Raw genomic sequence first — 24,445 nt, 5'->3', positions numbered from 1 at the left:
ATATGAAAAAGATAATTATTTCTATGATGATCGGTGCATGTTTGATATTTTCTGCATGTAGCGACTTTTTGGATGTTTCTGACGAACTAGCTAGTAATTTGACTATTGAACAGACCTTCAACAATGTTAAATATACCAGACGTTGGCACGCCAACATTTTTAATTGTATTTCTGAATATTCCCGTATATTCGACTCTCCTACAGGTTTTTCAAACCCATGGTATTCTTTATGCGGAGAAGGGTGTGTTAATCATAACACTGCAAAAACCGAGATGACGAACGGTTTCAATGCTAGTAACGCAGGGTTTCATAGGTTTAATACTATTTACCAATATATCAGGCAAGCTTATTTATTCCTTGATAATGCCAAGCCGATCGGTGTGGCAAGTGACCAGGAGAAATTAACGGAAGACGATATTAACCGCATGAAATCCGAAGCCAAATTTCTCATTGCTTATTCTTATTTTTCACTGTTTGAATTGTACGGTCCTGTTCCCATTGTTGAAAGTGCAATAGAATCATCCAGTACTTCTTTTGATTTTTCAAGAGCCACGGTCGATGAAATGATTAACTATATAGACGGTCTTTATCAAGAAGTATTAGACGAAAACTATTTACCTACTACGCTGAGAAGTACCAACATGACAGGTGAAGAAGTTGAAAATATGAATGAAATAGTTCGTCCGACCCGTGCTGTTGTATTAGCTATGCGAGCCAAACTATGGGTATATGCAGCCAGCAAATTATTTAACGGAGGATATAAAGAAGCATTGGATTTAACCAATGAAGACGGGACACGGCTGTTCCCTGAATATAACGCATCCAAATGGGAAACTGCAAAAAAACATCTCGAAACCTTTTTACGTTTTGCTGAAAACGAAGGTTATCAGCTTTTCCGTGTTTTCGACAAAAATAGCGGAGCAGAAAACCATAGTCAATCCGTTTATCGTTTATTTCAGGAATACAATAAGGAAATCATTTGGGCAGATACAGAAGGTTACATGCTAGATGGAAACGGCTCATTTGACAGAAGATGCCGTCCTACAGACATTATGGATGGTTGGAGCGGAGTCGGAGTTTCTCAGCAAGCAGTGGATGCATTTTTTACTAAAAATGGTCTGGATATCTTTGAGGATCAGGAACATGATGAAACCGGTTTTACTGATATCGAAAATCCTTGTGCTTACAAGAAACCACAAATTGACAAACAAATCTTTAATATGTATGTTGACAGAGAACCCCGTTTCTATCATTCTGTTACCTATCAGGGAAAAAGCTGGCACATCCAGCAGAAAGAGGGGTGGGCTGTAGACTTCTCTGTGAATGGAAACAATTCCACCAACATTGCTTGGCGTGAACATTACACAGGTTATCTTCTATACAAAAGATGTAATCAAGAATTATATCCGGCGGGATCTTATTTACAAAAATATGCACGCCCTTCCATTTTACTTCGCTTAGCTGATTTTTACCTGTATTATGCAGAAGTTTGTAATGAAATTAACCCTTCTGATCCGAACATTATCAAATATTTGGATATGGTAAGAGACAGGGCCGGTATTCCCGGATATCAGGAACTACAAAATTCTGGTAAGAAAAAAGGAGTAATCGGAAATTATGAAGCACAAGCTTATGCCATCCGCAGAGAACGTCAAGTAGAATTTTTCTCTGAAGGCCAACGCTATTTTGACATCCGCCGCTGGATGATCTGTGATGCCGGAGAAGAAGCCGATCAAACTGTATTTTATGGAATGAATGTAGATGGCGAAGCCAGTTTACCACCTTCAGACCCAAATTCATTCTTTCACCGGAAACTGATCCGTAACCACCAATGGGTTAGAGCAATGTATCTATATCCGATTCCTCACAATGAAATTGAGAAATCCCCAAGTCTAGTACAAAACCCTTTATGGTAAAATAGCTGATAAAAGATATATTTCATCACAAATATAATGTATATGAGAGAAATGTAACCTTATGTATTTAAGTACAAAGTGAAACATTTCTCTCTTTTTAATAAATGGAATCATAAGTAAAATCTCAAACAGAATATTGGTTAAAATGAATAAGATTATAATTATAAACCTGTTACTCCTTATCTACACACACAGTTACTCTCAAAAAGAGAATAACCAGAGATGGAATTTTGACAATCTGGACGGATGGGTCTATGGTCATCAAGATGACAACCCTTTAAATTAATGCGAATTAAAAAATGGCATCCTGAAAATCTATACACGGGCTCAATCCTGGGATCGAAAAAAGATTAGGACAGCAGGTAAGCAATACACATCCGGAAGATATACATGGAGAACTTACATTCCGCAAATGGGAGAAAAAGACCAAGCGAGTGTCGGCTCATGGATCTATTGTGACGACCATCATGAACTGGATTTCGAAGTGGGATACGGGAACACAGATGTCAGGAAAAAACTGAATGCTTCGCCCGATGACATGATTGCTTACATGACATCGCAGGATTTTCCATACTCTTCCGTTCCGGTGAAGTTAAAAACAGGATGGCATATTTTCGAAATCGATTTGTCTATAAAAGAGGGTAAATATTACGCAACTTGGTACATTGACAAAGAAAAAACTCATGGAATTCAGTTGGGGTTCGGAAACGAAATTTCCTTCTACATCTTTTGCAGCGTAGAAAATCTCAAATTTATCGGAGATCAAATTCCCCAACAAGAGAACTACGGACTATTCGACTTTGTCAAATATAAATATCACAGATAATTACATTATATGGTACACAAAAATAAAATACAAAAAAATATCACATTATTTTTTTTCATACTCACAAGTCTATTCTCAAGAGCCCAGGAAAATACAACTTATGAATATCTCCAATTGAAATCCTCTCCTTTTAAGGTAGATGAAAGTTATCTTTCCAAACACGATATCGTATATTTCTCCCCTACACAACTTGAAGCTGAAGGTTTCCCTATGGGAAACGGGAATCTCGGTGGAATGATTTGGAATCATGATAACGGCATCGAATTACAAATCAATAAAAATGATTTATGGACAGATTTAATACCGGAAGAAGGAAATACTTCCGTACTCAGGCATGCAGCCCGTTTAAAAATAGATTTCGGCATTCCTGTTTTCAATTGGATACATCTTAACAACTTCGAAGGTAGATTATCATTGCAAAAAGGAGAAACTACCTATAAAGCTAAGACAGCATATTCAACAACTCATATTAATACCTGGTTAGCACATGGTAAAAATATATGGGTTCTGGAATGTGACAACCTACCTAATGAAGCTATTTTAGGAAACAATTTAATAGCGACGATTTCTCTTGAGCGGTTGGGAAGTCGTGCATTTGCCGGATGGTACGCCGGATATTTCCCAGCCAGCACAACAGTCGGAATCGGTAAAACGCAATCTTCCATCAATGATCATGATATGATTATTGAAGAAAAAGGAGATGGATTACACTTTGCGACTGTTTGCAGGATCATAAAAGAACCAACATTACCAATAACTATCAACACACATCGAATAGAACAGAAAACAAACAAAAATAAATTTACGATTTTAATAAGCGTCGTCACAAACAGAGAAAATACCCAACCTGTTATTGCAGCTAAACAATTATTAAACGAAGCTGAAGCAATAGGGATCGAGGAACTCAAAAAAGAAAAAGATCAATGGTATAAAAACTTCTGGTCCAATTCTTTTATTAAATTAGGCAATGATTATCTTGAAAATATATATTATTTACGTCGATATTTGATGGCAGCCGGTTCACAAGGTGAATTTCCTGTTGCATTTAACGGAGGTTTGTGGCGCTGGAATCGTGATGTGCTGAACTGGGTTACTCCCCACCATTGGAATACACAACAACAATATTGGGGATTATGTGCACAAAACGATTGCCAGTTAATGCTTCCCTATTTAAATACTTACTTTAAAATGATCCCTTCCGGGGAAGCTCTGGCAAAGGAGAAAGGTGCTACAAACGATGCCTTGCTAATCACTGAAGCTCATTGTTTTTCCGGAGAACAAGTGAGTAAAAACAGAGGAGACATGAAACATAACTTTACACCTGCGTCTCAGATAGCCTCTCTTTTCTGGGATTATTATGCTTTTACAGGAGACAAAAAATTTCTTGAAAACAAGGCATATCCCTTTATGAAAAAAGCAGCTAACTTTTATTTGGATAAGTTGCAATGGGATGCTGAAAAAAAAGAATATTATTTACTTTCTTCCGTATACGAATCTGCCGATATCGACTATGTAAAGAACGCAATCAGCGACCGGAATTGTATTGAACAACTCTTTAAAAATTGTATTAAAACCGCATCTTTACTAAATGTCGATAAAGATAAAACAATCCGATGGGAGCATGTTTTAAAACACTTGTGGAAAAGATCATTCGAACAATTCGAAAATGGTAGCGAAGTAATTGCACCAGCGGAAGAATATTACACGGATAAACGCTATTCCGCCTGGAATTGGGGATGCGGAGGTTCAATCGCTTTTCCTGCCAATTTAATCGGTATTGATGAAAAAAATACGCGTTTAGGCAAAGCTGTAATCAATCTGGTAAAATTCAGAGATGAAGCAAATGCACATTATCCAATGCCGGAAATAGCAGCCCGAATGGGATTAGGAGATCAGGCTTTACAATACTTAATCAATGGTGTAAACATTCATCAAATGTATCCTCAAGGATTAATGCATAATGTAACTGGTTATCCTGATAATATCTACGATCTCAAATCTATTCATGATCTTCTGAATCATACTTATACGATACGCTCCCACGATTTCTTCCAGTGTGGAATGGAATCTATCAGCAATTACGGAACCACCATAAACGAAATGATACTCCAAAGCAATGAGAATAAAATCAGAGTATTTCCGGCTATACCGTCGGCATGGGATACTACCAGAATTGCTTTTACATTATTAGCCAGAGGAGCATTCATTGTATCGTCAGAAAGAGACGAACAAGCTCAAGTAACCCAAATCGGAATAAAAAGCTTAAAAGGTAACATTTGCAAAATTCAAAATCCATGGATTGATAAAGAAAATATCATTGTCCAGCAAGAAAAGAACGGAAAGAAAATAAAATACAAAATCGAAGTCGGAAACGTTATCTCTTTTGCGACTAAACCAAATACAGAATATATTATCAGAGTAAATAAGAAAAAATATACACATACTGACACTACCTATTCAGGAACTCTGAATGAGAAAGTAAAACATTCTGGTAATCGTATTTTAGGAAAACTCAGCGGATGGAATGATTCTGATAGATAACTCACTTAACAATAATAACGTCCCAATAGATAATAATCATAAAAAGGAGGTTACAAAAAACAGTCTCCTTTTTATGATTAATAATAGATTTTACTTCTTCACCGCAATCTTACTCAGCAACCGGATCTCCTCCAAATCCGAATAATCATACTGGTAAATACCGTCTTCGGCAATCATCATCAATACATTATTATAAGGGATTACATCATAACCTTCCATACCGGAATAATGGGCCAGGCGGTTGGCCATCAGAGTCTGAGGGTCATTGGCATTATAGATCTTCAAACCATCGTCACAAAGGAAAAGCGTACCGTTATCGATTCCCAATCCTTTCGGTTTAGTCATTGTATAGGAAACTATCGGCTGGGGACGTTTCACGTCACTGACATTAATAATGATCAACTCATTGAAGTTTTGTCCGCAGTTATTACCAGAATGAACGGTTACATAGGCAATATCATCCTCCACCACAACCGGGTCACAGCCATATACATGAGTCAATGACGACTGATATTCAGGTTTTAACGGATCTTTTACGGAATAAATCAACATTCCGGTCGGCGTTCCCATAAACATACAATCCTTATAACTGAAAATAGTTTCCACATTCCATCCGACAGGAATCGTTTCCGCCGCTACAACAGGTTCCGCACCGGAAAGATCGAAAATGTCCATCTGATTATTCAATACAACATACAGATAATCCTTATAAAGACCGAAACGAGACATAGAGCCATTCACACCGGTGGAGCCGCCACCACTGCTACTTTCAGAAATGGCCCCCATATCATTATAATAGATTTCATCTTTATAATACTCATAGGTTTCTGTTACCTCCTCCTGTGTCCAGCCGACAACAACACCTTTCGCTCTACCTGCTTCAGAAAAAACTTCGGAATCGATTATGCCTTCCTCAATCGGTGGAAAGCTCTGGAGAAATACATTTTCCAATCGATTCTTCAACGCAGGTAAAGCAGGATTACTGATATCGAACCACACCAGATCAACATACGAATCCGCATATAACAGATTGTTGCGTATTGCCAGGTCGGCATTCCCCATCAATTCAATAAAACCAACCGAAGCTGGCGATGACGGATTACGGTTATCAATAATATGAATTCCTTTTCCTCGCTCCGACACATACAAATAACCTTCATAAAAACAAATCTTCCCCTTCTGGGTTATCTCTTCCGGCTGAGTGGTTACTTTCACGGAAGAACGGAATACATCAGCAGACATATATACCGGTTTGTTCACTGTATAAGTGATCGTCTCCCTCACTTTCATATCATCGTTGCATCCGCAAAACAAACAGATCAACGACACACAAAACAGACTCATTAGTTTTTTCATCTTCAATACATTTAGTGGATAAATACTTATAGTTCTTTCAATTAAAAATCAAAACGAATACCTGCACCAAGTCCGATAATCACAGAATTCTCTGTCCGGATACTCGGCGGCTGGTCATTATCAAAATAATGCGAAATACGTGGTTCGAAATAAAAACTCCAATCCCTGTAAAAACGATAGGACACACCGGCAGAAGCATTCAATGACCATTGCAGGCCGTTTATGCCTTTCTTCTCAACATTATTCACCTGTTCAAACTGCCAGAACCTATTCTCCGTCTGTTTGGACCGTAACCCTTTTTCCATCATAAAGCCGCCCGACAGGTATATTTTCCATCGTGGATTTTGCCAAAGGGATACAACCAGATTGACAGGTATACCCAGATAGTGAAGTTCCAGGCGGGACTTATACTGAACTTTATCCCATGTTGACAAATTGGAAGATAAATAAGTATATACCAACCCTGTCTCCACCCCGATATAACGATTGAAATCTTTCCGAACCGTCACACCGAAAGAGAGAGGCAACGCTGCATCCACCTCTGTATATTGTTCAGGAGGCAATACATTCGAATTTTCAAACAAAGGTGGCTTGACCGGTGGAGGAGATACCTCTCCCGGATTACCCGGAGTTATACTACTCGAAGGATTATCCATATCCATTACAAGATCTCCATTACCAAGTCCTAGCGAGACATGACCACCAGTACCGAAACCGGCATTGATAGACCATCCGCCTTCCGCTGTCTTTTTCTTACCGGCAGAAGAGAAATTATATTTTTTCGATTCATAACTATACAAATCCTGTTGCTTCTGTTTCTTTTCCGGCTGCTCCTTAGTCTCCTTTGTACTTTTCTCAATATCCGGCTGCAGCACCGTTTTTTCCTGTTCCTGTATTTCCTCAACGACTTCCGTTTCCGGTACTTCATTTCCAGTTATTTGTAACGGTTTGTCAGGTCTTGCGGCAGCAATCAATTTCTTCGTTGGTACAGACTCAGTAACAAATGGTTTCGTTTCTTCCGGAATGTTCTCCTGAGTCTCCTGATATATTTTCTCTTCATCCTGAACGGAAGCCACCGGCGGCACCACGCCGTCATAGGAGCCGTCCCCTGCCCGAAAGGGTGAAAACAAAAACAGTAATGCAATGACAGCTGCAGCCACAGAACTTCCGGCCCACCACAACCATTTCTGTCCGCGGGGCTTCATACGAGGCTCGATATCCTCCCAGCAAAGATCATCGACAGGCAACCGGTGATCTTCCAGTTTCTGCTTCATGAATTCGCTGAAATCATCCAACTGTTCTCTATGATCCGTATCACTGCGCATCTTCATGCATAATTAATGATTGAACACTTTTCTGTAACACTTTCCGCGCCCTGATGAACTGTGTTCGCGAGGTTACTTCGCTTATATGTAGCATTTCTGCTATTTCACTGTGAGAATATCCCTCTATCGCATAGAGGTTGAACACCGTCCGGTAGCCATTCGGCAAACGGGCAATACAAGCATGCAAGTCATCTGCCGACAAACGGTCTAAAGCCGACACATCGACCTCATCAGCCAAATCCCCGCAATCATCAAAGTTTACGCTTAACCGGATTGCATCATTTTTTCGGAGATATTCAAGAGCAGTAGTAACGAACACCCTGCGTACCCAACCGGGAAACGCACCGGTTCCCGTATAACTTCCGATCTTTGTGAATATCTTGATAAATCCGTCCTGCAACAAGTCGCGAGCAGTTTCCCTGTTATTGACATACCGCATACACACACTCATCATGGCAGGAGCATACAGCTCGTAGACTTCTTTACGAGCCCATGACTCCCCACGTTTGCATCCGGCAATTAACAGCTGTTCGTCCATAGGTAATATTACTCTCTATCTGTATGATGAAAAAGCCTCTCCTAATGTTGCAGCTATAGTGGAGAAAAATAAAAATAAATAATTATCACTCGATATATAATACCATATTATTTCTAATACTCTGTTGGGGAGAATAAAAAATATCCAAAGGAACAGGCTTTGAAGCAGAACGCACCGATTTCAATGAAGACCGACCTGTTATTTCGTAGATAGCCTCTGCCAACAAAGGTTCATTCGTTTCTCCAAAACTTACCAAGTTCCAATTAAACTCATTGATCCTTATATCAGGAGAAAAACCATCTGCATAATCAGCCTTACCTTCCTTATTATAACTACGGAATGTAACAGGTGAAAAAATCCAACCATATTTCTCCGATTCGTCATAAACACTCATCCCTACCGTTTTACCGAAAGTTTGTACACCGATCAGACGAACATTATTACCCAGATAAGGCTTCAAAGAATTGATAACAAGTTCAGAAGATGAAGCAGTATTGCTTCCTGTCAGAACGAACAACCGTTTCAAGTTGAGATTTCCAGATCGGACCTCTGATGTTTTCAGGAGAGGTATCACATTATTCTTACTTTCGTTTTTGTCATTATATTCCAGTTTACAAAATGTATCTCCCAACACACTTTCAGGAGCAAGTAAAGAGGCCAGTAACTGGGCACACCTCACATCACCACCGCCATTATACCGTAAATCGAGCACAAACTCATTTACATTCCGGCTTTTGAACTTTTCAAATAATTGTTGCAGGTAAAGATTATAACTCATATCGTCACGTCCATCCGGACCGATAGTAAAATGATTATACATCAAATAACCGATACAGCTATTACCGATAGTATAAACCGAATCTTTCAGAAAAGGGGTATCTTCCACAACACGAGATGCTCCCAAAGCTATTTCTCTGGTCGGAATAATAACCTCCCTATCCTCATCATATCGTGCCAGTTGAAGAGACACACTGCCTCCGCCTCTCAATATATCATAATTTTGAATCGTGCCTTCTGCCCCATTTACACCCAGAATCCAGTCACCACGTTTCAACCCGGCTTCCTCGGCCGGTGAGTCCTTTAAGACATAAAGGACAACAGCTATTTTATAAATGTTATTCCCACTTTTTAAATTGGAAGTAGCGAAATCGAATCCATACGAATCTCTATCATTAAAAATACTTTTCGTCGCTACCGCCTTTTCCAGAGTTGAATAATAATGATGGCCTTCGGGCAGGTCTTTACCGTCTTTATCTGATAATAAAGAAAGTAAGAAATCCTCCGGTTCCGCATCAAAATTCAACTTATTTTTTTCAGGAAGTTCAGAATACCAAAGATAGTTTTCTCTCATAATCCTTTCTATCCACAGATTCACATCATTATCTGTTTTTGGTCCATTGTTATCCTCTTTCTCGCAAGCTGCAAATGACAGCGAAAATAAAATAACCAGTATATAACTTTTAATTTTCATACGTAACATTCCTTTCTTTTTCTTATTAAAGGCAAAGATATGCTATATTTTCTCCTGCTAGCAGCCCCTACAAGAATTAATATGTAGTTTTTCTACTATTTTAAGTAAAAACAAGATCAATAAATATCTTATTTTAAGTAAATAATCTATCTTAGCGTCAATAAAATGATGTTGTGTATGAAGCGGGGATATTTTATAATTATAGCACTAGTGACATGTGTATGCTGTGGGCACGCACAGTCTGTTTTTGACTATGTTCTGAATGGTGATGGGAAAATGATTGCTATTCCCAAGTTTCAAAAATTCAATTTCAATATTCCTGAATTTTCCTATAAAACATATACTCCTTCTCTAAGGACGGAGTTGGAGAAAAAACTCAGGGAATTCACTCCGGATTTTCCTGAAATTCAAGATCAACGTCCGATGGATATGCAGGTTCTGTCAGCCGCCTATCGCCCATTCTTTAATCCGTTTACTCCAATGCTACGCCGCGTATCTCCAATGGCACTCGATTTTCAGGAGGCTAGTTTTACCCCGATCAGCGAAACAACCGGTCTGCTGACAGTCGGAGAACAATTTACCTGGCCAGGAGTAGGAGGACTTACAAGGGTTAGTTCATCATTAGTCTGGCACCAGGACCGGTGGACACTTACAGGAGGTGCATTTGCCGGACGTTACTTCACGCCGTTCAACTACAGTCCTGACTTTATGGGAGGTGTTAACGCCACTGTCAGCATCGAGGTGGTCGACTGGATGACTGTCAAAGGTTGGGGCAATATGCTTTCTATCAGAAAGGAGAACGTACGAATCCTCATATGCTGCTGAATCCCTATTATAATCATACAAGCGTAGGAGGTGCTTTTGAATTTAAAGTAAAGGATAATTTCAGCTTCGGTGTCGGAGTAAATTATGAATATAATCCCTGGAACAAACGTATGGATCCACAGTTCCTGTTCTATCCGGCGTTTAAAGGCAAAAATATCAGGATAGGCATTAATTAACGTACCGATTATTCATAAATCATCTTCTTAGTCATCCCGCCGTCTATTACAATATTCTGGCCGTTGATGAAATCATTTTCCGGGGCAGCCAGGAAAAGGCAGGCGCTTGCTATATCTGAAGGACGCCCCACACGTCCTGACGGATGTTGGTTATGGTCTGACCGTTTCAGCAAACGGTAGTCTTCATTCTGTATCCATCCCGGACTGATACTGTTTACAGTAATATTATAATCACTGAAAGACAATGCAAGTGCATGTGTCAACGAAACAATCCCCCCTTTGGAAGCTGCATAACATTCCGAACCGGGTTCGCTTTGGAGATAACGGGTAGAGGCAATATTGATGATCCGACCGTAACGCTGTTTCCCTTCCTCATTATTCCGATGGATAGCCAATGCCCGTGAAGTTATAAACACCGGTCGCAGGTTTGTTGACAACACTTTATTGAACTGTTCAATACTCGTTTCGACCAATGGAGAGAATTCACTGATTCCCACATTATTAACAATCACATCTATATCTCCCCACATGTTGAAAAGCCTGTTGATAACTTTTTGAAGAGCTTCCGGATCACTTGCATCAGCCTGGAAGAACTGGACGAAAGTAGGTAATAGATCGCAAAGACGCGAAGCCGCTTTTTCATCTGTATCACAAAAAGCGACCCTTGCTCCCACATTACAAAATGCAGTTACAATAGCTGCACCGATCCCCTTAGCACCACCGGTGACAAATACTCTCTTACCGTCCATACTCTGTTCTGTGTTTGATTGTCTGCTGCAAAGATAACAAAAGAGTCTTGTAAAACCGTTGTAACACTAATAAATAAAAAAATCCACCCCAATTTATCCGAAATTTAATTAATTTCGCAGAGCTAAACAAAAAAGCATAAACACCATGAAAAAAAGTCTATTCACAACAGTTCTACTGTTTATAATCACTCTCTGCTTCTCGTCCTGTCAGAAAACAGAAACATTTAAAGTTCTCCAGTTTAATATCTGGCAGGAAGGAACCGTAGTAGAAAACGGATTTGATGCCGTTGCAGATGAAATTGTTCGCAGCGATGCCGATTTCGTTACATTGAGCGAGGTACGAAATTACCACAACACACGTTTCTGCGACCGTATCGTTGAAGCTCTCCAAAAACGCGGACAAACATATTATTCTTTCTACACGGAAGATTCCGGATTACTAAGCCGCTATCCCATCAGCGACAGCAGCACTGTTTATCCTTTGAACGACGACCGGGGAAGCATCTATCGCCTGGTAACGAAAAAAGGGGACCAGGAATTTGCCGTATACACTGCCCATCTGGATTACCGCAATTGCGCTTACTATGATGCCCGTGGATATGACGGTAACAATTGGAATAAAATAGAACCGGTTACGAATCTGGACTCGATTCTGGTACTGAACCGTGCATCCGTTCGTGACGATGCTATCGCCCGTTTCATCAAAGAAGCAGAAAAAGACAAAGCGGCAGGTCGTATCGTTATCCTGGGAGGTGACTTCAACGAGCCTTCTCATCTGGACTGGACGGAAGCAACTAAAGATATGCGTGACCATTATGGCCTGGTTGTTCCCTGGGATGTGTCCGTTATGCTTGAAAAAGCAGGATATAAAGACTCCTATCGCGAAAAATATCCGGATCCCGTCACTCATCCCGGATTTACCTGCCCGGCTGATTGCCCGGATATTGCCTTAAAAAAACTGGTCTGGTCACCGGAAGCCGATGATCGCGATCGTATTGACTTTATCATGTATTCACCATTCAATGGACTGAGCCTGACTGATGTAACAATTATCGGTCCTAAAGGAGATATACTTCGTGGTGAACGCATTATAGAAGAAACAGTCGATCCGGTTATTGAACCGCTTGGAGTATGGCCTACCGACCATAAAGCAATTTTGGCAACTTTCCAACTTATTAGACATCTATAGAAATGAATAAAACAAATAAATACAGTTGGTTAACCTTTATACCGGTAGGCATTGCCTGTTTTTATTTTTACTTGCACACCTGCCCTTATCATTTGCTTCACAAAGAACAGACGACACTTTTTGTCTATGCCTCAGAAGTTTTATATTCTTATTTGAATAAACCCGCCGTATTATCTTGTTTGACCGGTGATTACCTGACTCAATTCTTTCGTACTCCGGTAACGGCTTCCATTTTGATGGGGGGGGATTATGCTTGTATTGGGACTGATCTGTTATGCCGCATTTCGGAAATGGACAAACGTTTGGAAGTATATGACACAGTTTCTGACTTAGTTATTGCCGATTACGGCACTTTTCCCATCTGGCACAGGGAAACAGACTTAAAACTAATGGATTTACAAAACGGCCAAATCGATTCATTGCCTACAATAAATTCCGACCGATCAGATACGTATCATAGCTGGTCGTCGAACAGCCGTTGGTTCGTCTTTGCCAGTAAACGGGGTGACGGGCAATATGGCAAACCCTACTTTGCTTATATCTCTCCCGACGGAACAGCAGGAAAACCTTTCGTCTTACCCCAAAAAGATCCGGAACATTACGATTATACATTCAAATCATACAATATTCCGGAGCTATCCTCCACACCTGTACCCTTCGACGCCTTCGATATATGCCGGATATATCAGGAACACGAGTAATAAAACAGATTCCATCTGTTCATATTTTCATTTTTATCACTATCTTCGCTTTTGCTCACACTGTTTTAATATTACATACCATGATAACAGAAGTTTTCAGAGAAAAGTCGCCTCTATCCATTAAGGACAGTTTCATACTATTCGAACGCACAAAATCTTCTTTCACTTTCCCTATACATGTCCACAATGTTTGGGAACTCAACTTTGTAGAAAATGCAAGCGGAGCCTTGCGTATTGTCGGCGACTCGGAAGAAACTATCGGCGAAAAAGACCTTGTACTGATCACCAATACAGAACTAAAACATGCCTGGATGAACGGAAACTGCCGTTCGAACGACATCCATGAGATCACTCTCCAGTTTCATCCCTCCCTGTTTTCTAACCCTGCATTCCAGAAAAACCAGTTCGATTCAATCATGAAAATGATGGCAAAAGCAGAGCATGGATTGGCATTCGGACAAGCCGAGATCAACCGCATACAGCCTATTATGCGAATGATATCTACGGAAAAAGGATTCTATTCGGTCATAAAATTCTTTATTCTCCTACATGAGCTCTCTTTGTCGGAAGATGTACGCGTTTTATCTAAAAACATATCTCCGCAATATACGGAGGCAGACTACCAAATGAAAAAAATACTCGACTATATCAGTAAGAATTTGGCCGACCCTATAACGATAGACGAACTGGCTCAATATATGGGTATGAGTCTTTCCACACTTTCCCGGTTCCTCAAAAAGAACACAAATCGTAATTTCACAGACTTCCTGCAGGAATACCGCATCAACTCTGTTGTGCGCGAACTAAATAATAATGAAAAGGAATGCATCATGGACATCGCTTCCCGGTGTGGTTTTGTCAGCCAATCCTATTTTTACAAAGTATTTAAGAAATTCAAAGGTGTTACCCCACAGGAATACCGTGAGAACTACCAACGAATGCGAGTTATCATATAAACAAATCAGCGGCTATAATTATCGGTCGCTGATTTGTTGTTATAGTAATTTGAAAACCTCCTTTATTCCATTGACCGAATAGAGCAATCACTTTTGACCTTACAGCACACTCCTAAACCATATAAACAGCAGAGAAACAACATTTTAATACAATAAGTCCCTTAAAAATCCGATATACATATATTTGCATTTACAATGTTTATATTTACTAATAAAACACCTATCCGACGACAGTATTGTTAATCTATGTAAATATAAAATATTTATAAGAGTTATACTTTAATAAAATTGACAGAAAAGTGCACTACTTTGACAGAATAAGACACTTCTCGGATTCTGTCATTCCATACATTTGCAATGGAAATTAACATTAATGCCATTCATTATGAAAACACATCGAAATTTAACCTTAGGATTGTTCGCTTGTCTTTTCCTGCTAGGATCTTGTACTGACAGCGAAATTGTAGACCAGAAAACTGGTGGCTCCATTGCGACAAAAGCCGTTGCAAATACTGACGTAATACTCCATTGGAATACAGAAGAACAAAACATTGACGGTTTCGGTGTAGCACAAGCCGGATGGGCGGATTATCTGTATGCACACCGAAAACGTGATACTGTATTAGACCTGATGTTCGGAAAAGAGGGATTGCACCTGAATATATTAAGAGGTGAAATCTATTCCCATTATTGGAAAAACGAAGGAGATACTTCTTTCCATTTGGATGAAGATATCGATATGCCGCTCGACGATCCATTCTTCGATATCGACTACAGCGCCGACGGGAATGAAGCAGCAGAAGAAATAGCCCAACGCAAAGGCCAGTTATGGATCAACCAACGTGTCAAAGCATTATATGACGTCGATAAATTCGTTTATTCCGTCTGGAGTCCGCCTGCCTATATGAAAAGTAACGGCAGTGATTCGGAAGGGAATTTAAAATCTGCTTACTATCAAAAATTTGCCGATTATCTGTCAGCATTTTGTGATGCTTACAGTTCAGTAGGTTTGAAACCTTATGCCATATCACCAGCCAATGAACCGGAATATGCAGCTCCCTGGAGTTCTTGTCTCTGGTTACCGGGAACAACTACCTTGGGACGATTCATTGTTAACAACATGGGGCCGACATTTGCCGCCAATCATCCAGATGTGAAAATTATCTTCGGTGAAAATGCACAATGGACAGGTATTTTAGGTTTTATCATGGGTAGTAAAAATTATGTACGCGATATTTTAAATCTCAATACCCGCATTACCAATTACCCGATCATCGCAGCCGGACACGGTTATGTGGATCCGGTAACGAAAAAAGATCCAGGTATCGAACCGTTTACGAAGGCTGAATCAAAAAATATACCGGTATGGTTAACTGAAATCAGCGACCCGCATAATTCATACAGCACTTCCATAGAAGATGGACTTAACTGGGCAGTTAAATTCCACCGTTACCTTTGTGAAGCCAATGTAAGTTCAATTATCTGGTGGGCAGGAGCCCTACCCGACAGTGGTACTAATGAAGGGTTAATTTATATCTCTAAAAATCGTACGGACTACGAAACCGGTAAACGTTATGAGACTTTCGGAAACTTTACACGCTATATTCCTGTAGGTAGTACCCGCATCTCAGCCGAATACAACTCCGACCAAGGCTATATGGTATCCGGTTATAAAAAAGGCAATAACTTTACGATTGTAGCCATCAATACCAACGACACAGAAACGACTATCGACCTGGCGTTAGACAACAGCCAAACAGCTAGCCCACTTGCCGGTTACCTGACTGATGCCACCCACAAATGGGAAGCCTTGGAAACTATCCAACCGATAGGTAATACGTATATGATAACTCTTCCGGCAAAGAGCGTTGTAACCTTTACAGGAAACGTTGAATAACTTTAAATTTATAAGATCATGAAACATCCATGAAATAAATTTCGTCCAAGAGAATGTAAATAGGGGGGTATTGTTTACTTTAGTGTCATTCACTCGAAAAAACGAATGCAATGAAAACAGTACCTTTTGAACAAGTCATCCTCCGGGGTTGTGGAATAGATGTCCACAAGGACATGGTAGTTGCTACGATAAGTGGCGAAGGTCTCAAAACTGAAACCCGCAGTTACAAGACCTTCAGTAGTTCTTTGACAGAATTAAAAGAATGGTTATTATCCAGTGGCATTACGCATGTAGCCATGGAAAGTACCGGTGTTTACTGGAAGCCGGTTTATAAGATTCTTGAATGTCCAGATATGAAAGTCTGGATCGTGAACGCACGGCACATCAAGTATGTTCCCGGGCACAAAACGGATAAAAAGGATAGTGCCTGGATTTGCAAACTGCTTTTAGCAGGTTTGTTGAAACCGAGTTATATCCCGGAGCGTGAACAACGTGAGCTTCGTGATTTAACCCGTTACCGTAACAAGTTGATCCAGCATGTATCTTCTGAGAAAAACCGTATTGTTCGTATCCTGGAAGATTGTAACATCAAACTTTCCAGCGTGGTGTGCAGCCTGGACGGAGTCGTGGCGAACAAGCTGATAGATATGTTGATCGATAAGGGTCATGTAACAATGGATGACATAACTTGCATCTATCATAAAAAACTTGAAGCCAGTCCGGAACTTCTTTATCAGGCTTGTGAAGGCTTTATAGAACCGCATCACATCTATATGTTGCAGACCATCCGTAAAGATATGGAACAGACGAAAGCCATCATAGCTGACCTTACCTGCCGTATAAAAGAGGTTTTATCTCCTTATGAGAATGTGATGGAACTCTTGCAGAAGATCCCCGGACTTAGCCGGAAAACGGTTGAAGACCTGATAGCAGAGATAGGTGTGGATATGGAAGCCTTTCCAACCGAAAAGCACCTGGCTTCGTGGGCCGGTGTCTGTCCAGGCAATAACGAGAGCGCAGGTAAAAAAAAAGTGGTAGAACCACCCATGGCAACAAACAGTTGAAAGCCGTAATCACGGAGGCTGCGTGGGCAGCCACCCGTACCAAGAACACCTTTTACAGTGCACGTTATCACCGTTTAGCCGCCCGTCGAGGGAAAAAGAGGGCTTTAGTAGCAGTAGGACACTCGATCCTGAAATCGGTATGGCATGTACTGAAAGAGGCTTGTGAGTATAAGGAACTCGGTGCGGAATATCTCAACCAAAGGATGGAGCAGAAACGGAAAAATTACTTGAAGAAAGAGCTGGAAGCACTTGGCTATAAAGTTAAAATCAGCCGTGATGATGGTCCAATCCCAGAAGTAGGTTAAAAACATAGAGAAGGTCGATTTTTACTGGCTTGTTGTCGTAAGAAACAGCAAGAGGTCGCTCATGAAACTGATCTCAACTGCTAAGCGGTCAAGACTGCGAGTCCTTTAACGCGTGTATGAAATTTTTTTTCTTAGCTGTTGTAAAATTATAAAATGCCCAAAGATAATAGCCAACCGCATTTGTATCTATACAAGTGCTCTCTTTTGTTTTGTCTGAACTCTAAAAAAATCAATTTATTAATGGTTTAAACGGCTCTCTTGAGATAGGGAGCGCAATTTATTTACATATGAAAAAGTTTTTTACACAAACAATTTTACTGGTTATCGCTTTATTAGCGGGAACAAGTGCAAAGGCTGTCAGTTATAAGATTGACGGACCGGATAAACTGGAAACGAACGCTGTATATAGTATTGTTACCACCGACGGCAGTGCTTTGCCATCCGGATTAACAGCTACATGGAATTATCCTTCAGATTTCTATCGGATCAGCTATACAAGCACAACAATTCAATTAGGTAGGAAAACTGCTGAAGGTTATTATACTTTATCTGCCCAATTAAGTGATGGGACCTATGTAAGTAAAAGCATTGAGGCAGTTAAGCCGACCTCAGTAAACCCAGTTGATCCTACCCAAAATGAATTAACTTTAAGAGTTGTAGGAATCAGTGATAAGGTATCCGGTTTCTTCTCTGATATTAACCAATACACATCCGCGGGAGGAAAAACTTTCACAAGCACTACGGGAGATCTGTTTTTCTCATGTGTAATTGCAAGAACATCATCTGCCACAACCTCAACCATCGAAACTAAGAATCTGAAAGTAGCATTCGGATATCGTGAGTATCCTTATACAACTTCTGTATACCAAAATGGAACACTTAAAGAAAATATTACTTTATATAAAACCGAAAGTACAGAAATTGTAGTTCAGGCACCTTATCCTTGGACTACTGAAGCGTCTTTGGGTACTACTACTAGTTTTTACTTTGTTTATACTCAAAATTCAGGTCAGCAATTATTCAATGGTACGTATCGCGTCAAAAACGGAAGTAGCAAATCCAGGGCCATAGAAAAAGAGTCATCTATCGCAGTTTCATATTACGATGCATCCAATATAACAATTAAATCAACCGATGATTCAGCCATTAAATCAATCAGAGTTATCGGAACAATGGGAGATCTGGTTAAATCACAATCGTATGGTAACAACTGCACTGAAACCAACTTCGATCTTTCCAATTATAAAAATGGTATCTATTACATTCAAGTCGAAAAAACAAATGGTGTAGAGACAGCCAAGATCATCAAAAAATAACAATTTCTCCTATACAATGTATTTATAGTCCGAATACTAGATAATAAATACATTGTATAATCACTTAATGATAAATAAACACTCATTTATGAAAACTTCTAAATTAACATTTTTACTCTCTATTCTATTTTGGATAGGGATTAACATTCATGCTGAAAATCCAAACAAAACGAATTTATCAATAGTAGAACAGAGTTGTTCCGATTATTATATTCACGGACTGGATTATGTTTATAACCAAGTTGGAAAACGATTCACCATTATAGGAGATAAACCAGCAAATGTAAGGGTTGAATGGAAAGTAGGAGATCTGGAACAAGTAACTCAAAGTTTACAATATGTTGTTGTTGTCAGAGGTAAAGCCAAAGGTTTACAAACAGTCAGCGCCCACGTGTATGGAGATAACCTTGATATTATCTTGACTAAACAAGTAATGGCCATAGATGCTGATGATCCAAATCCAAATGACACAGGTTATATTCAACCATGGTGGTGGTAATTAGATAGCAATCATAGATTTATTAAATTCATTTAAATAATTTATCATGAACAGAAAACTAGCTTTTTCTCTATTACTAGGAGCCTTTGCTGTTTCCAGTTGGGCGCAACAGGCAGTTACCGTAAAAGGTACGGTAAAAGACGCGGAGAACAATCCAGTCATCGGAGCAACAGTTGTTGTAAAAGGAACCACAATAGGTACAACAACTGACATTGATGGGAATTATACCATCAATGTCACCCCAGGACAGGTCCTGGAATTTTCTTACGTAGGTATGCAACAATCTTCTATCACTGTTGGAGATAAAAATGTAATCAATATCACAATGGCTGATGGCGAATTATTGGATGAGGTTGTCGTAATCGGTTACGGTACAGTAAAGAAAAGAGATTTAACCGGTGCCGTTGCCTCTGTTTCATCTAAAGATCTACAAGCCAATATTGCCAAAAGTGCAGCTGGTGCATTGCAAGGTCGTATTGCCGGTGTAAGTGTTTCCAACGTTGGAGGTCAACCCGGTTCTGGTATGAGCATCAACATCCGTGGATTAAGCTCTTTAGGTTCAAATACACCGTTGTATGTAATTGATGGCGTTTATGGTGATATCAATATGGTAGATCCGGCAGATATTGCATCACTTGAAGTACTGAAAGATGCTTCGGCTGCAGCTATCTACGGTTCACGTGCCGCCAATGGTGTTGTATTGATTACGACAAAAGGAGGTAAAAAAGAAACTCCTACGACTATTGATGTAAACGTATATTCCGGTTTCCAGAACATAGCAAAGAAATTGGATGTATTAGATGCTCAACAATGGATTTCTGTTATGAAACAAACAGGTTTCCTACCTGATGAAGTGAAAAACTTCCAAGGTGCCGGAACAAACTGGCAGGATGAAGTATATCGCACAGCTCCTGTCACAAAAGCCAATTTAAATATCAGCGGAGGTACAAAAACGGCGACCTATAATGTGTCTGCCGGTTATATCAACCAGCAGGGTATCTTATTGAATTCAGGATACAGTGCTTTTAATGTTCGAGCCAAAAACACATTCTCTTTCTTTAACGATCATTTCCGTGTTGGAAATACATTGTTAGTGAAAACAGCCGACAAACAGATCAACGAATTATCCATAACAGACCCATTGCGTCAGAACCCGTTAATGAAGGTGAAGGATCCCGACCAGCTGGGCGGTTATGCAGGCATTGAACCTTGGATGAAAAACATGGATAACCCTGTCGGTGCTTCCGAATTGTACGACAGACAGAGGCACAACATGGAACTGTTGTTGAATGCCTATGCTGAAGTAGACTTGGGGCTGAAAGGATTAAAATACAAACTAAACTTTGGTTACAACAAAAACAACGGCCGTAGTTACAACTACAATCCTGAATACAATTTCGGGTCCGGAGCCATTCAATCGAGCCTGAGTGAAGGTGCTTCTTTCGGTGACCAATGGTTGGTTGAAAACACATTGCACTACGACAATACATTTGGAAAACATACCGTATCCGGCTTGTTCGGTTATTCTGCACAGGAAAATAAAGACCGTTCGTTTGGCGCTTCCCGTAAAGATATTCCGGCAGGAACAAATGCAATCGGAGCTGGTGCCACTAAAGAACAAAGCACTTCTGGTTCTTTGCAAGAACACTCATTGGTTTCTCTGTTTGCCCGCGCTATGTATAGTTACGATTCGCGCTATATGATTTCTGCCTCTATCCGCCGTGATGGTTCTTCCCGCTTTGCCGATGGTCACAGATATGGCGTATTCCCATCAGTATCTGCCGGTTGGAATATCATGAACGAACACTTCTTTGAAAATGCAAAAAAGACCGTCGATGAGTTGAAACTACGCCTCAGTTATGGTGTATTGGGTAACCAGGAAATCGGAAACTATACAACACAAAGTACAGCCACCAGCGGTATCAACTACGTACAAGGCGGCCAATGGTGGATGGGTAGTAGCACTGGTATCAATTGGGTATCCCCAAAAGACTTGACTTGGGAAGAGACTCGGACTACCAACATTGGTTTGGATGCCAGTTTCTTCAACGGAAAACTTTCTTTCAATGCTGATTACTTCATTCAGGAAACCAAAGACGTATTGTTAAGTATCGCTATGCCCTCATCGGTAGGTATGGGTGGTAGCCCGACAATGAATGCCGGTACGATTCAAAACAAAGGTTTTGAATTTGTAGTCAATCACCGTAACACTGTAGGAGAAGTTTATTACAATGTCGGAGTAAACATTTCTACAGTTAGCAATAAGATTAAAGAAATCACCGTAGGTAGTGACAAACAAGAGTATGCAGGTTACAATCCACAAGGTGAAGGTACTGTAACTTGGGCCAAAGTAGGTGATCCGATCGGTGCTTTCTACGTTGTAAAAACAGACGGTATCTTCCAAAACGAACAAGAAATACAAGCACATACCACTGCCGATGGTAAATTGATTCAACCAGACGCACAACCGGGAGACATCCGTTTCATCGACTACAACGGTGATGGTCAGATTAGCGACGATGACCGTCAATATGCAGGAAGTCCGTTCCCCGATGTAACCTTCGGTATCCGTGGCAACGTTCAATACAAAGGATTTGATTTAGGATTGTTCTTTGATGGTATGATTGGTAACAAAATATACAACTATACACGTTGCCGTATGGAATCCATGAACGAATTCACCAACTTCGGTACAAGCACATTAAATGCATGGACTGAACAGAACAGAAATACCGATATGCCTCGCTTCACACAAGAAGACAAAAACGAAAACCGCCGTCGTTGTAGCGACCGCTGGTTAGAAAACGGTTCTTTCTTCCGTTTGAAGACATTGGAATTCGGTTACACATTGCCACAAAATCTGTTGACACCGTTAAGAATGAACAATTTGCGTATATATACAGCAATGGACAATCTATTTACTGCCACTAAATACACCGGCTATACACCTGACTTAGGACAGAACGACGGTCAGAACGGTGGTGGTGACGGTACCATGACAAGAGGTTGTGACCACGGTCGTTTCCCGTTGGCAAGAACAATTACTTTTGGCGTTCAACTTAATTTCTAATTTAATAAAATGCTCATAATATGAAAACGAATATATTAAAAAAGCTGGTACTCGTTCCGGCTGCTGTCCTTGCCATGACAGGATGTAACGAGTCTGATTTTTTAAGTTTTACAAACCCGAATGAATATGTAGAAGATACCTATTGGTCTTCTGAAGCCAATGCACAAGCTGCTATGGCAACCATCTATTCTCCTATCCGCAGCCAAATGTATGGTTATTTCGGAGGCTACACCGGATGGCATACCATGAACCGTGCAGATGATACTTGGTTCATCTTGGGAGAAGAAGCGCACAATTGGCAACCTGCCACTTTCACCAACACTCCGAATACCGCAGAAAGTGATTTCGGCAGAATTTATAACACAATCAATCGTGCCAATGTCCTTTTAAACAATATTCATAAAGTGAATATGGATCAGACTAAAATGAACGAACTGATTGGAGAGGCCAGTTTCTTAAGAGGTTACGCTTACTTCCTGTTGGTTACCAACTTTGGTGATGTTCCTCTGCGTCTGGTTTCTGCTGCTGAAAGTTTGGAAGAAACCATGAAGCCGAGTTCTCCGGAAGCTGATATATGGAAACAAGTTGAAGCTGACTTCAAAACAGCCAAAGAATATTTGCCGATCACCCGTCCTTCCGATGAGGCTGGTCGTGTAACCAAAGGAACTGCTATCGCTTACCTGGGTAAGACATACAACTATCTAAAAAGATACGAAGAAGGAGAAGCTGAATTGAAAACAATCATGCAAAGCCCTTATACATATGACTTGACTGAAAATTTCGAAGACAACTTCACCGAATATACAGAGTTAAACAAAGAATCAATATTTGAACTCGTATATGAAGGAAAATACGGTTCAGGTACTTGGGGGGCTGAAGGGCCCAACGATACACAAGGCTGGGTAATTCCTAATTTCGCAGGTCCACAGGGAACAGGTGGTTGGTTCAAATGGATGCCGACAGCTTCAATCGTTGATGATTTCATCGTCGAAGAACGTCCGGCAGGTTCCGATACCCGCTTCGACAAACGTATGTACACCAGTTTCTTCTGGAAACATTCTGATTATGAAACGACCGTAGAAGATGGTGCATGGTTCGGAGATATGTCTTTTGATGAGATATGGGAGGCTTGTGCTACCAAACGTTTAAGAGGCGAACCCGATTACCCGACCATCAGTGGTAAACCCGGTCGTTTTTTGATCAAGAAATTCACCAATTTCTACAAAAACGAAGCTGAAGCAAACAGCATGTACAACCAGGCAAACCAGAATAACAACCTGCGTGTGATGCGTTTTGCCGAAGTATTATTGCTACATGCCGAAGCCTGTATCAAAACCAATAAACTGGCAGAAGCAGCTGCTGACCTGACACGTATTCGCGACCGTGCCGGACTTGCGAAAAAGACTTGGAACGGAGCCGATGAATTGTGGGAAGAAATGGTTCATCAAAACGAACTTGAATTCTTCTTTGAAGGTCACCGTTTCTTTGACTTGAAACGCTGGTATTCTTACGAAGAGATGAAGCAGATTTTCGTCAAAAACAAAAAACAAGGTGCAGAGAACTTCCAGCCGAAACATTTCTATTTGCCTATTCCGCAAAATGAATTGAATACAAATGAAGCTATCGAACAGCATCCGATGTGGAGATAAACCGAAATAATTGAATAGAATAGCTATGGGGGAAGTGACACCCTGACAAACACAGTGCGTGTCCTTCCCCTTTCTG

The 24,445-nt window shown here is 40.4% G+C and carries 19 protein-coding genes and 2 pseudogenes; 16 read left to right on the top strand and 5 right to left on the bottom strand.

From position 1 onward, the window contains the following. The first annotated feature begins 2 nt into the window (after window positions 1-2). From C825_RS04640 to C825_RS04630, 3 genes are all read left to right on the top strand, one after another. Entirely contained in the window at window positions 3-1,916 is a 1,914-nt protein-coding gene (locus C825_RS04640) for a RagB/SusD family nutrient uptake outer membrane protein (RefSeq protein ID WP_010801582.1), read from the top strand. 412 nt (window positions 1,917-2,328) lie between these two features. Next, a complete protein-coding gene (locus C825_RS04635) occupies window positions 2,329-2,742 on the top strand; it encodes a hypothetical protein (protein WP_010801581.1) in 414 nt (137 codons plus the stop codon). A 9-nt stretch (window positions 2,743-2,751) separates the two neighbouring features. Further along, window positions 2,752-5,283, top strand: a complete 2,532-nt coding sequence (locus C825_RS04630; RefSeq protein ID WP_010801580.1) for a glycosyl hydrolase family 95 catalytic domain-containing protein — start codon at window positions 2,752-2,754, stop codon at window positions 5,281-5,283. A 90-nt stretch (window positions 5,284-5,373) separates the two neighbouring features. Here C825_RS04630 and C825_RS04625 read toward each other — a convergent pair whose 3' ends face one another. From C825_RS04625 to C825_RS04610, 4 genes are all read right to left on the bottom strand, one after another. Beyond that, window positions 5,374-6,639 carry an LVIVD repeat-containing protein gene (locus C825_RS04625; protein WP_010801579.1) on the bottom strand — a complete coding sequence of 422 codons (1,266 nt, stop codon included), beginning with the start codon at window positions 6,637-6,639 and terminating at the stop codon, window positions 5,374-5,376. A 41-nt stretch (window positions 6,640-6,680) separates the two neighbouring features. Beyond that, window positions 6,681-7,970, bottom strand: coding sequence for an outer membrane beta-barrel protein (locus C825_RS04620; protein ID WP_228110493.1), 1,290 nt, complete (start codon window positions 7,968-7,970; stop codon window positions 6,681-6,683). Next, window positions 7,954-8,502, bottom strand: coding sequence for an RNA polymerase sigma factor (locus C825_RS04615; protein ID WP_010801577.1), 549 nt, complete (start codon window positions 8,500-8,502; stop codon window positions 7,954-7,956). Before C825_RS04615 ends, C825_RS04620 begins: the two co-directional genes overlap by 17 nt. Before the next feature lie 85 nt (window positions 8,503-8,587). After that, window positions 8,588-9,973, bottom strand: a complete 1,386-nt coding sequence (locus C825_RS04610; protein WP_044215208.1) for a S41 family peptidase — start codon at window positions 9,971-9,973, stop codon at window positions 8,588-8,590. A gap of 177 nt (window positions 9,974-10,150) precedes the next feature. Between C825_RS04610 and C825_RS04605 the strand changes: the two genes are divergently transcribed. Both C825_RS04605 and C825_RS04600 read left to right on the top strand, forming a co-directional pair. Continuing rightward, entirely contained in the window at window positions 10,151-10,798 is a 648-nt protein-coding gene (locus tag C825_RS04605; RefSeq protein ID WP_250690562.1) for a hypothetical protein, read from the top strand. Next, a complete protein-coding gene (locus tag C825_RS04600) occupies window positions 10,789-10,974 on the top strand; it encodes a hypothetical protein (protein WP_250690561.1) in 186 nt (61 codons plus the stop codon). Before C825_RS04605 ends, C825_RS04600 begins: the two co-directional genes overlap by 10 nt. A gap of 8 nt (window positions 10,975-10,982) precedes the next feature. Here C825_RS04600 and C825_RS04595 read toward each other — a convergent pair whose 3' ends face one another. Continuing rightward, window positions 10,983-11,723, bottom strand: coding sequence for an SDR family NAD(P)-dependent oxidoreductase (locus tag C825_RS04595; RefSeq protein ID WP_010801575.1), 741 nt, complete (start codon window positions 11,721-11,723; stop codon window positions 10,983-10,985). A 145-nt stretch (window positions 11,724-11,868) separates the two neighbouring features. Between C825_RS04595 and C825_RS04590 the strand changes: the two genes are divergently transcribed. The 11 genes and pseudogenes from C825_RS04590 to C825_RS04540 all read left to right on the top strand — a co-directional run bounded on the left by C825_RS04590 (window position 11,869) and on the right by C825_RS04540 (window position 24,369). After that, window positions 11,869-12,912, top strand: a complete 1,044-nt coding sequence (locus tag C825_RS04590; RefSeq protein WP_010801574.1) for an endonuclease/exonuclease/phosphatase family protein — start codon at window positions 11,869-11,871, stop codon at window positions 12,910-12,912. Between the two features lie 2 nt (window positions 12,913-12,914). Continuing rightward, window positions 12,915-13,142: pseudogene (locus C825_RS04585) on the top strand (DUF6057 family protein); the annotation flags it as partial. Between the two features lie 105 nt (window positions 13,143-13,247). Further along, a pseudogene (locus tag C825_RS04580) lies at window positions 13,248-13,613 on the top strand (TolB-like translocation protein); the annotation flags it as partial. Between the two features lie 80 nt (window positions 13,614-13,693). Next, on the top strand, window positions 13,694-14,569 hold the full coding sequence (locus C825_RS04575) for an AraC family transcriptional regulator (protein ID WP_007655540.1): 876 nt from the start codon (window positions 13,694-13,696) through the stop codon (window positions 14,567-14,569). 385 nt (window positions 14,570-14,954) lie between these two features. Further along, entirely contained in the window at window positions 14,955-16,466 is a 1,512-nt protein-coding gene (locus C825_RS04570) for a glycoside hydrolase (RefSeq protein ID WP_010801572.1), read from the top strand. A gap of 110 nt (window positions 16,467-16,576) precedes the next feature. Continuing rightward, complete coding sequence (locus tag C825_RS04565) at window positions 16,577-17,530, top strand: IS110 family RNA-guided transposase (RefSeq protein WP_010800681.1); 954 nt, start codon at window positions 16,577-16,579, stop codon at window positions 17,528-17,530. Next, window positions 17,527-17,835 (top strand): hypothetical protein, encoded by a 309-nt coding sequence (locus C825_RS04560; RefSeq protein WP_007657317.1) that lies wholly within the window; start codon window positions 17,527-17,529, stop codon window positions 17,833-17,835. The genes C825_RS04565 and C825_RS04560 overlap by 4 nt, the downstream gene beginning before the upstream one ends. Before the next feature lie 287 nt (window positions 17,836-18,122). Continuing rightward, on the top strand, window positions 18,123-19,151 hold the full coding sequence (locus tag C825_RS04555) for a T9SS type A sorting domain-containing protein (RefSeq protein ID WP_010801571.1): 1,029 nt from the start codon (window positions 18,123-18,125) through the stop codon (window positions 19,149-19,151). Between the two features lie 88 nt (window positions 19,152-19,239). Then, window positions 19,240-19,650, top strand: coding sequence for a hypothetical protein (locus C825_RS04550; RefSeq protein ID WP_010801570.1), 411 nt, complete (start codon window positions 19,240-19,242; stop codon window positions 19,648-19,650). Between the two features lie 46 nt (window positions 19,651-19,696). Continuing rightward, window positions 19,697-22,720, top strand: coding sequence for a SusC/RagA family TonB-linked outer membrane protein (locus tag C825_RS04545; protein ID WP_010801569.1), 3,024 nt, complete (start codon window positions 19,697-19,699; stop codon window positions 22,718-22,720). Window positions 22,721-22,740: 20 nt separating this feature from the next. Then, window positions 22,741-24,369, top strand: coding sequence for a RagB/SusD family nutrient uptake outer membrane protein (locus C825_RS04540; protein WP_010801568.1), 1,629 nt, complete (start codon window positions 22,741-22,743; stop codon window positions 24,367-24,369). Window positions 24,370-24,445: the final 76 nt, after the last annotated feature.

The sequence above is a fragment of the Parabacteroides sp. ASF519 genome (genome assembly GCF_000364265.2).
Taxonomy (GTDB): Bacteria; Bacteroidota; Bacteroidia; order Bacteroidales; family Tannerellaceae; genus Parabacteroides; species Parabacteroides goldsteinii.
This window is presented reverse-complemented; position numbering and strand designations above follow the sequence as displayed.

Bases quoted from the DNA above. Each gene is read 5' to 3' on its own strand.
- C825_RS04620 (WP_228110493.1), bottom strand. From the start codon at position 7,970: ATGAAGATGCGCAGTGATACGGATCATAGAGAACAGTTGGATGATTTC.
- C825_RS04555 (WP_010801571.1), top strand. From the start codon at position 18,123: ATGAAAAAGTTTTTTACACAAACAATTTTACTGGTTATCGCTTTATTA.
- C825_RS04550 (WP_010801570.1), top strand. From the start codon at position 19,240: ATGAAAACTTCTAAATTAACATTTTTACTCTCTATTCTATTTTGGATA.
- C825_RS04615 (WP_010801577.1), bottom strand. From the start codon at position 8,502: ATGGACGAACAGCTGTTAATTGCCGGATGCAAACGTGGGGAGTCATGG.
- C825_RS04565 (WP_010800681.1), top strand. From the start codon at position 16,577: ATGAAAACAGTACCTTTTGAACAAGTCATCCTCCGGGGTTGTGGAATA.
- C825_RS04600 (WP_250690561.1), top strand. From the start codon at position 10,789: ATGCTGCTGAATCCCTATTATAATCATACAAGCGTAGGAGGTGCTTTT.
- C825_RS04590 (WP_010801574.1), top strand. From the start codon at position 11,869: ATGAAAAAAAGTCTATTCACAACAGTTCTACTGTTTATAATCACTCTC.
- C825_RS04570 (WP_010801572.1), top strand. From the start codon at position 14,955: ATGAAAACACATCGAAATTTAACCTTAGGATTGTTCGCTTGTCTTTTC.
- C825_RS04625 (WP_010801579.1), bottom strand. From the start codon at position 6,639: ATGAAAAAACTAATGAGTCTGTTTTGTGTGTCGTTGATCTGTTTGTTT.
- C825_RS04575 (WP_007655540.1), top strand. From the start codon at position 13,694: ATGATAACAGAAGTTTTCAGAGAAAAGTCGCCTCTATCCATTAAGGAC.
- C825_RS04545 (WP_010801569.1), top strand. From the start codon at position 19,697: ATGAACAGAAAACTAGCTTTTTCTCTATTACTAGGAGCCTTTGCTGTT.
- C825_RS04630 (WP_010801580.1), top strand. From the start codon at position 2,752: ATGGTACACAAAAATAAAATACAAAAAAATATCACATTATTTTTTTTC.
- C825_RS04640 (WP_010801582.1), top strand. From the start codon at position 3: ATGAAAAAGATAATTATTTCTATGATGATCGGTGCATGTTTGATATTT.
- C825_RS04610 (WP_044215208.1), bottom strand. From the start codon at position 9,973: ATGAAAATTAAAAGTTATATACTGGTTATTTTATTTTCGCTGTCATTT.
- C825_RS04540 (WP_010801568.1), top strand. From the start codon at position 22,741: ATGAAAACGAATATATTAAAAAAGCTGGTACTCGTTCCGGCTGCTGTC.
- C825_RS04595 (WP_010801575.1), bottom strand. From the start codon at position 11,723: ATGGACGGTAAGAGAGTATTTGTCACCGGTGGTGCTAAGGGGATCGGT.
- C825_RS04605 (WP_250690562.1), top strand. From the start codon at position 10,151: ATGAAGCGGGGATATTTTATAATTATAGCACTAGTGACATGTGTATGC.
- C825_RS04635 (WP_010801581.1), top strand. From the start codon at position 2,329: ATGGGAGAAAAAGACCAAGCGAGTGTCGGCTCATGGATCTATTGTGAC.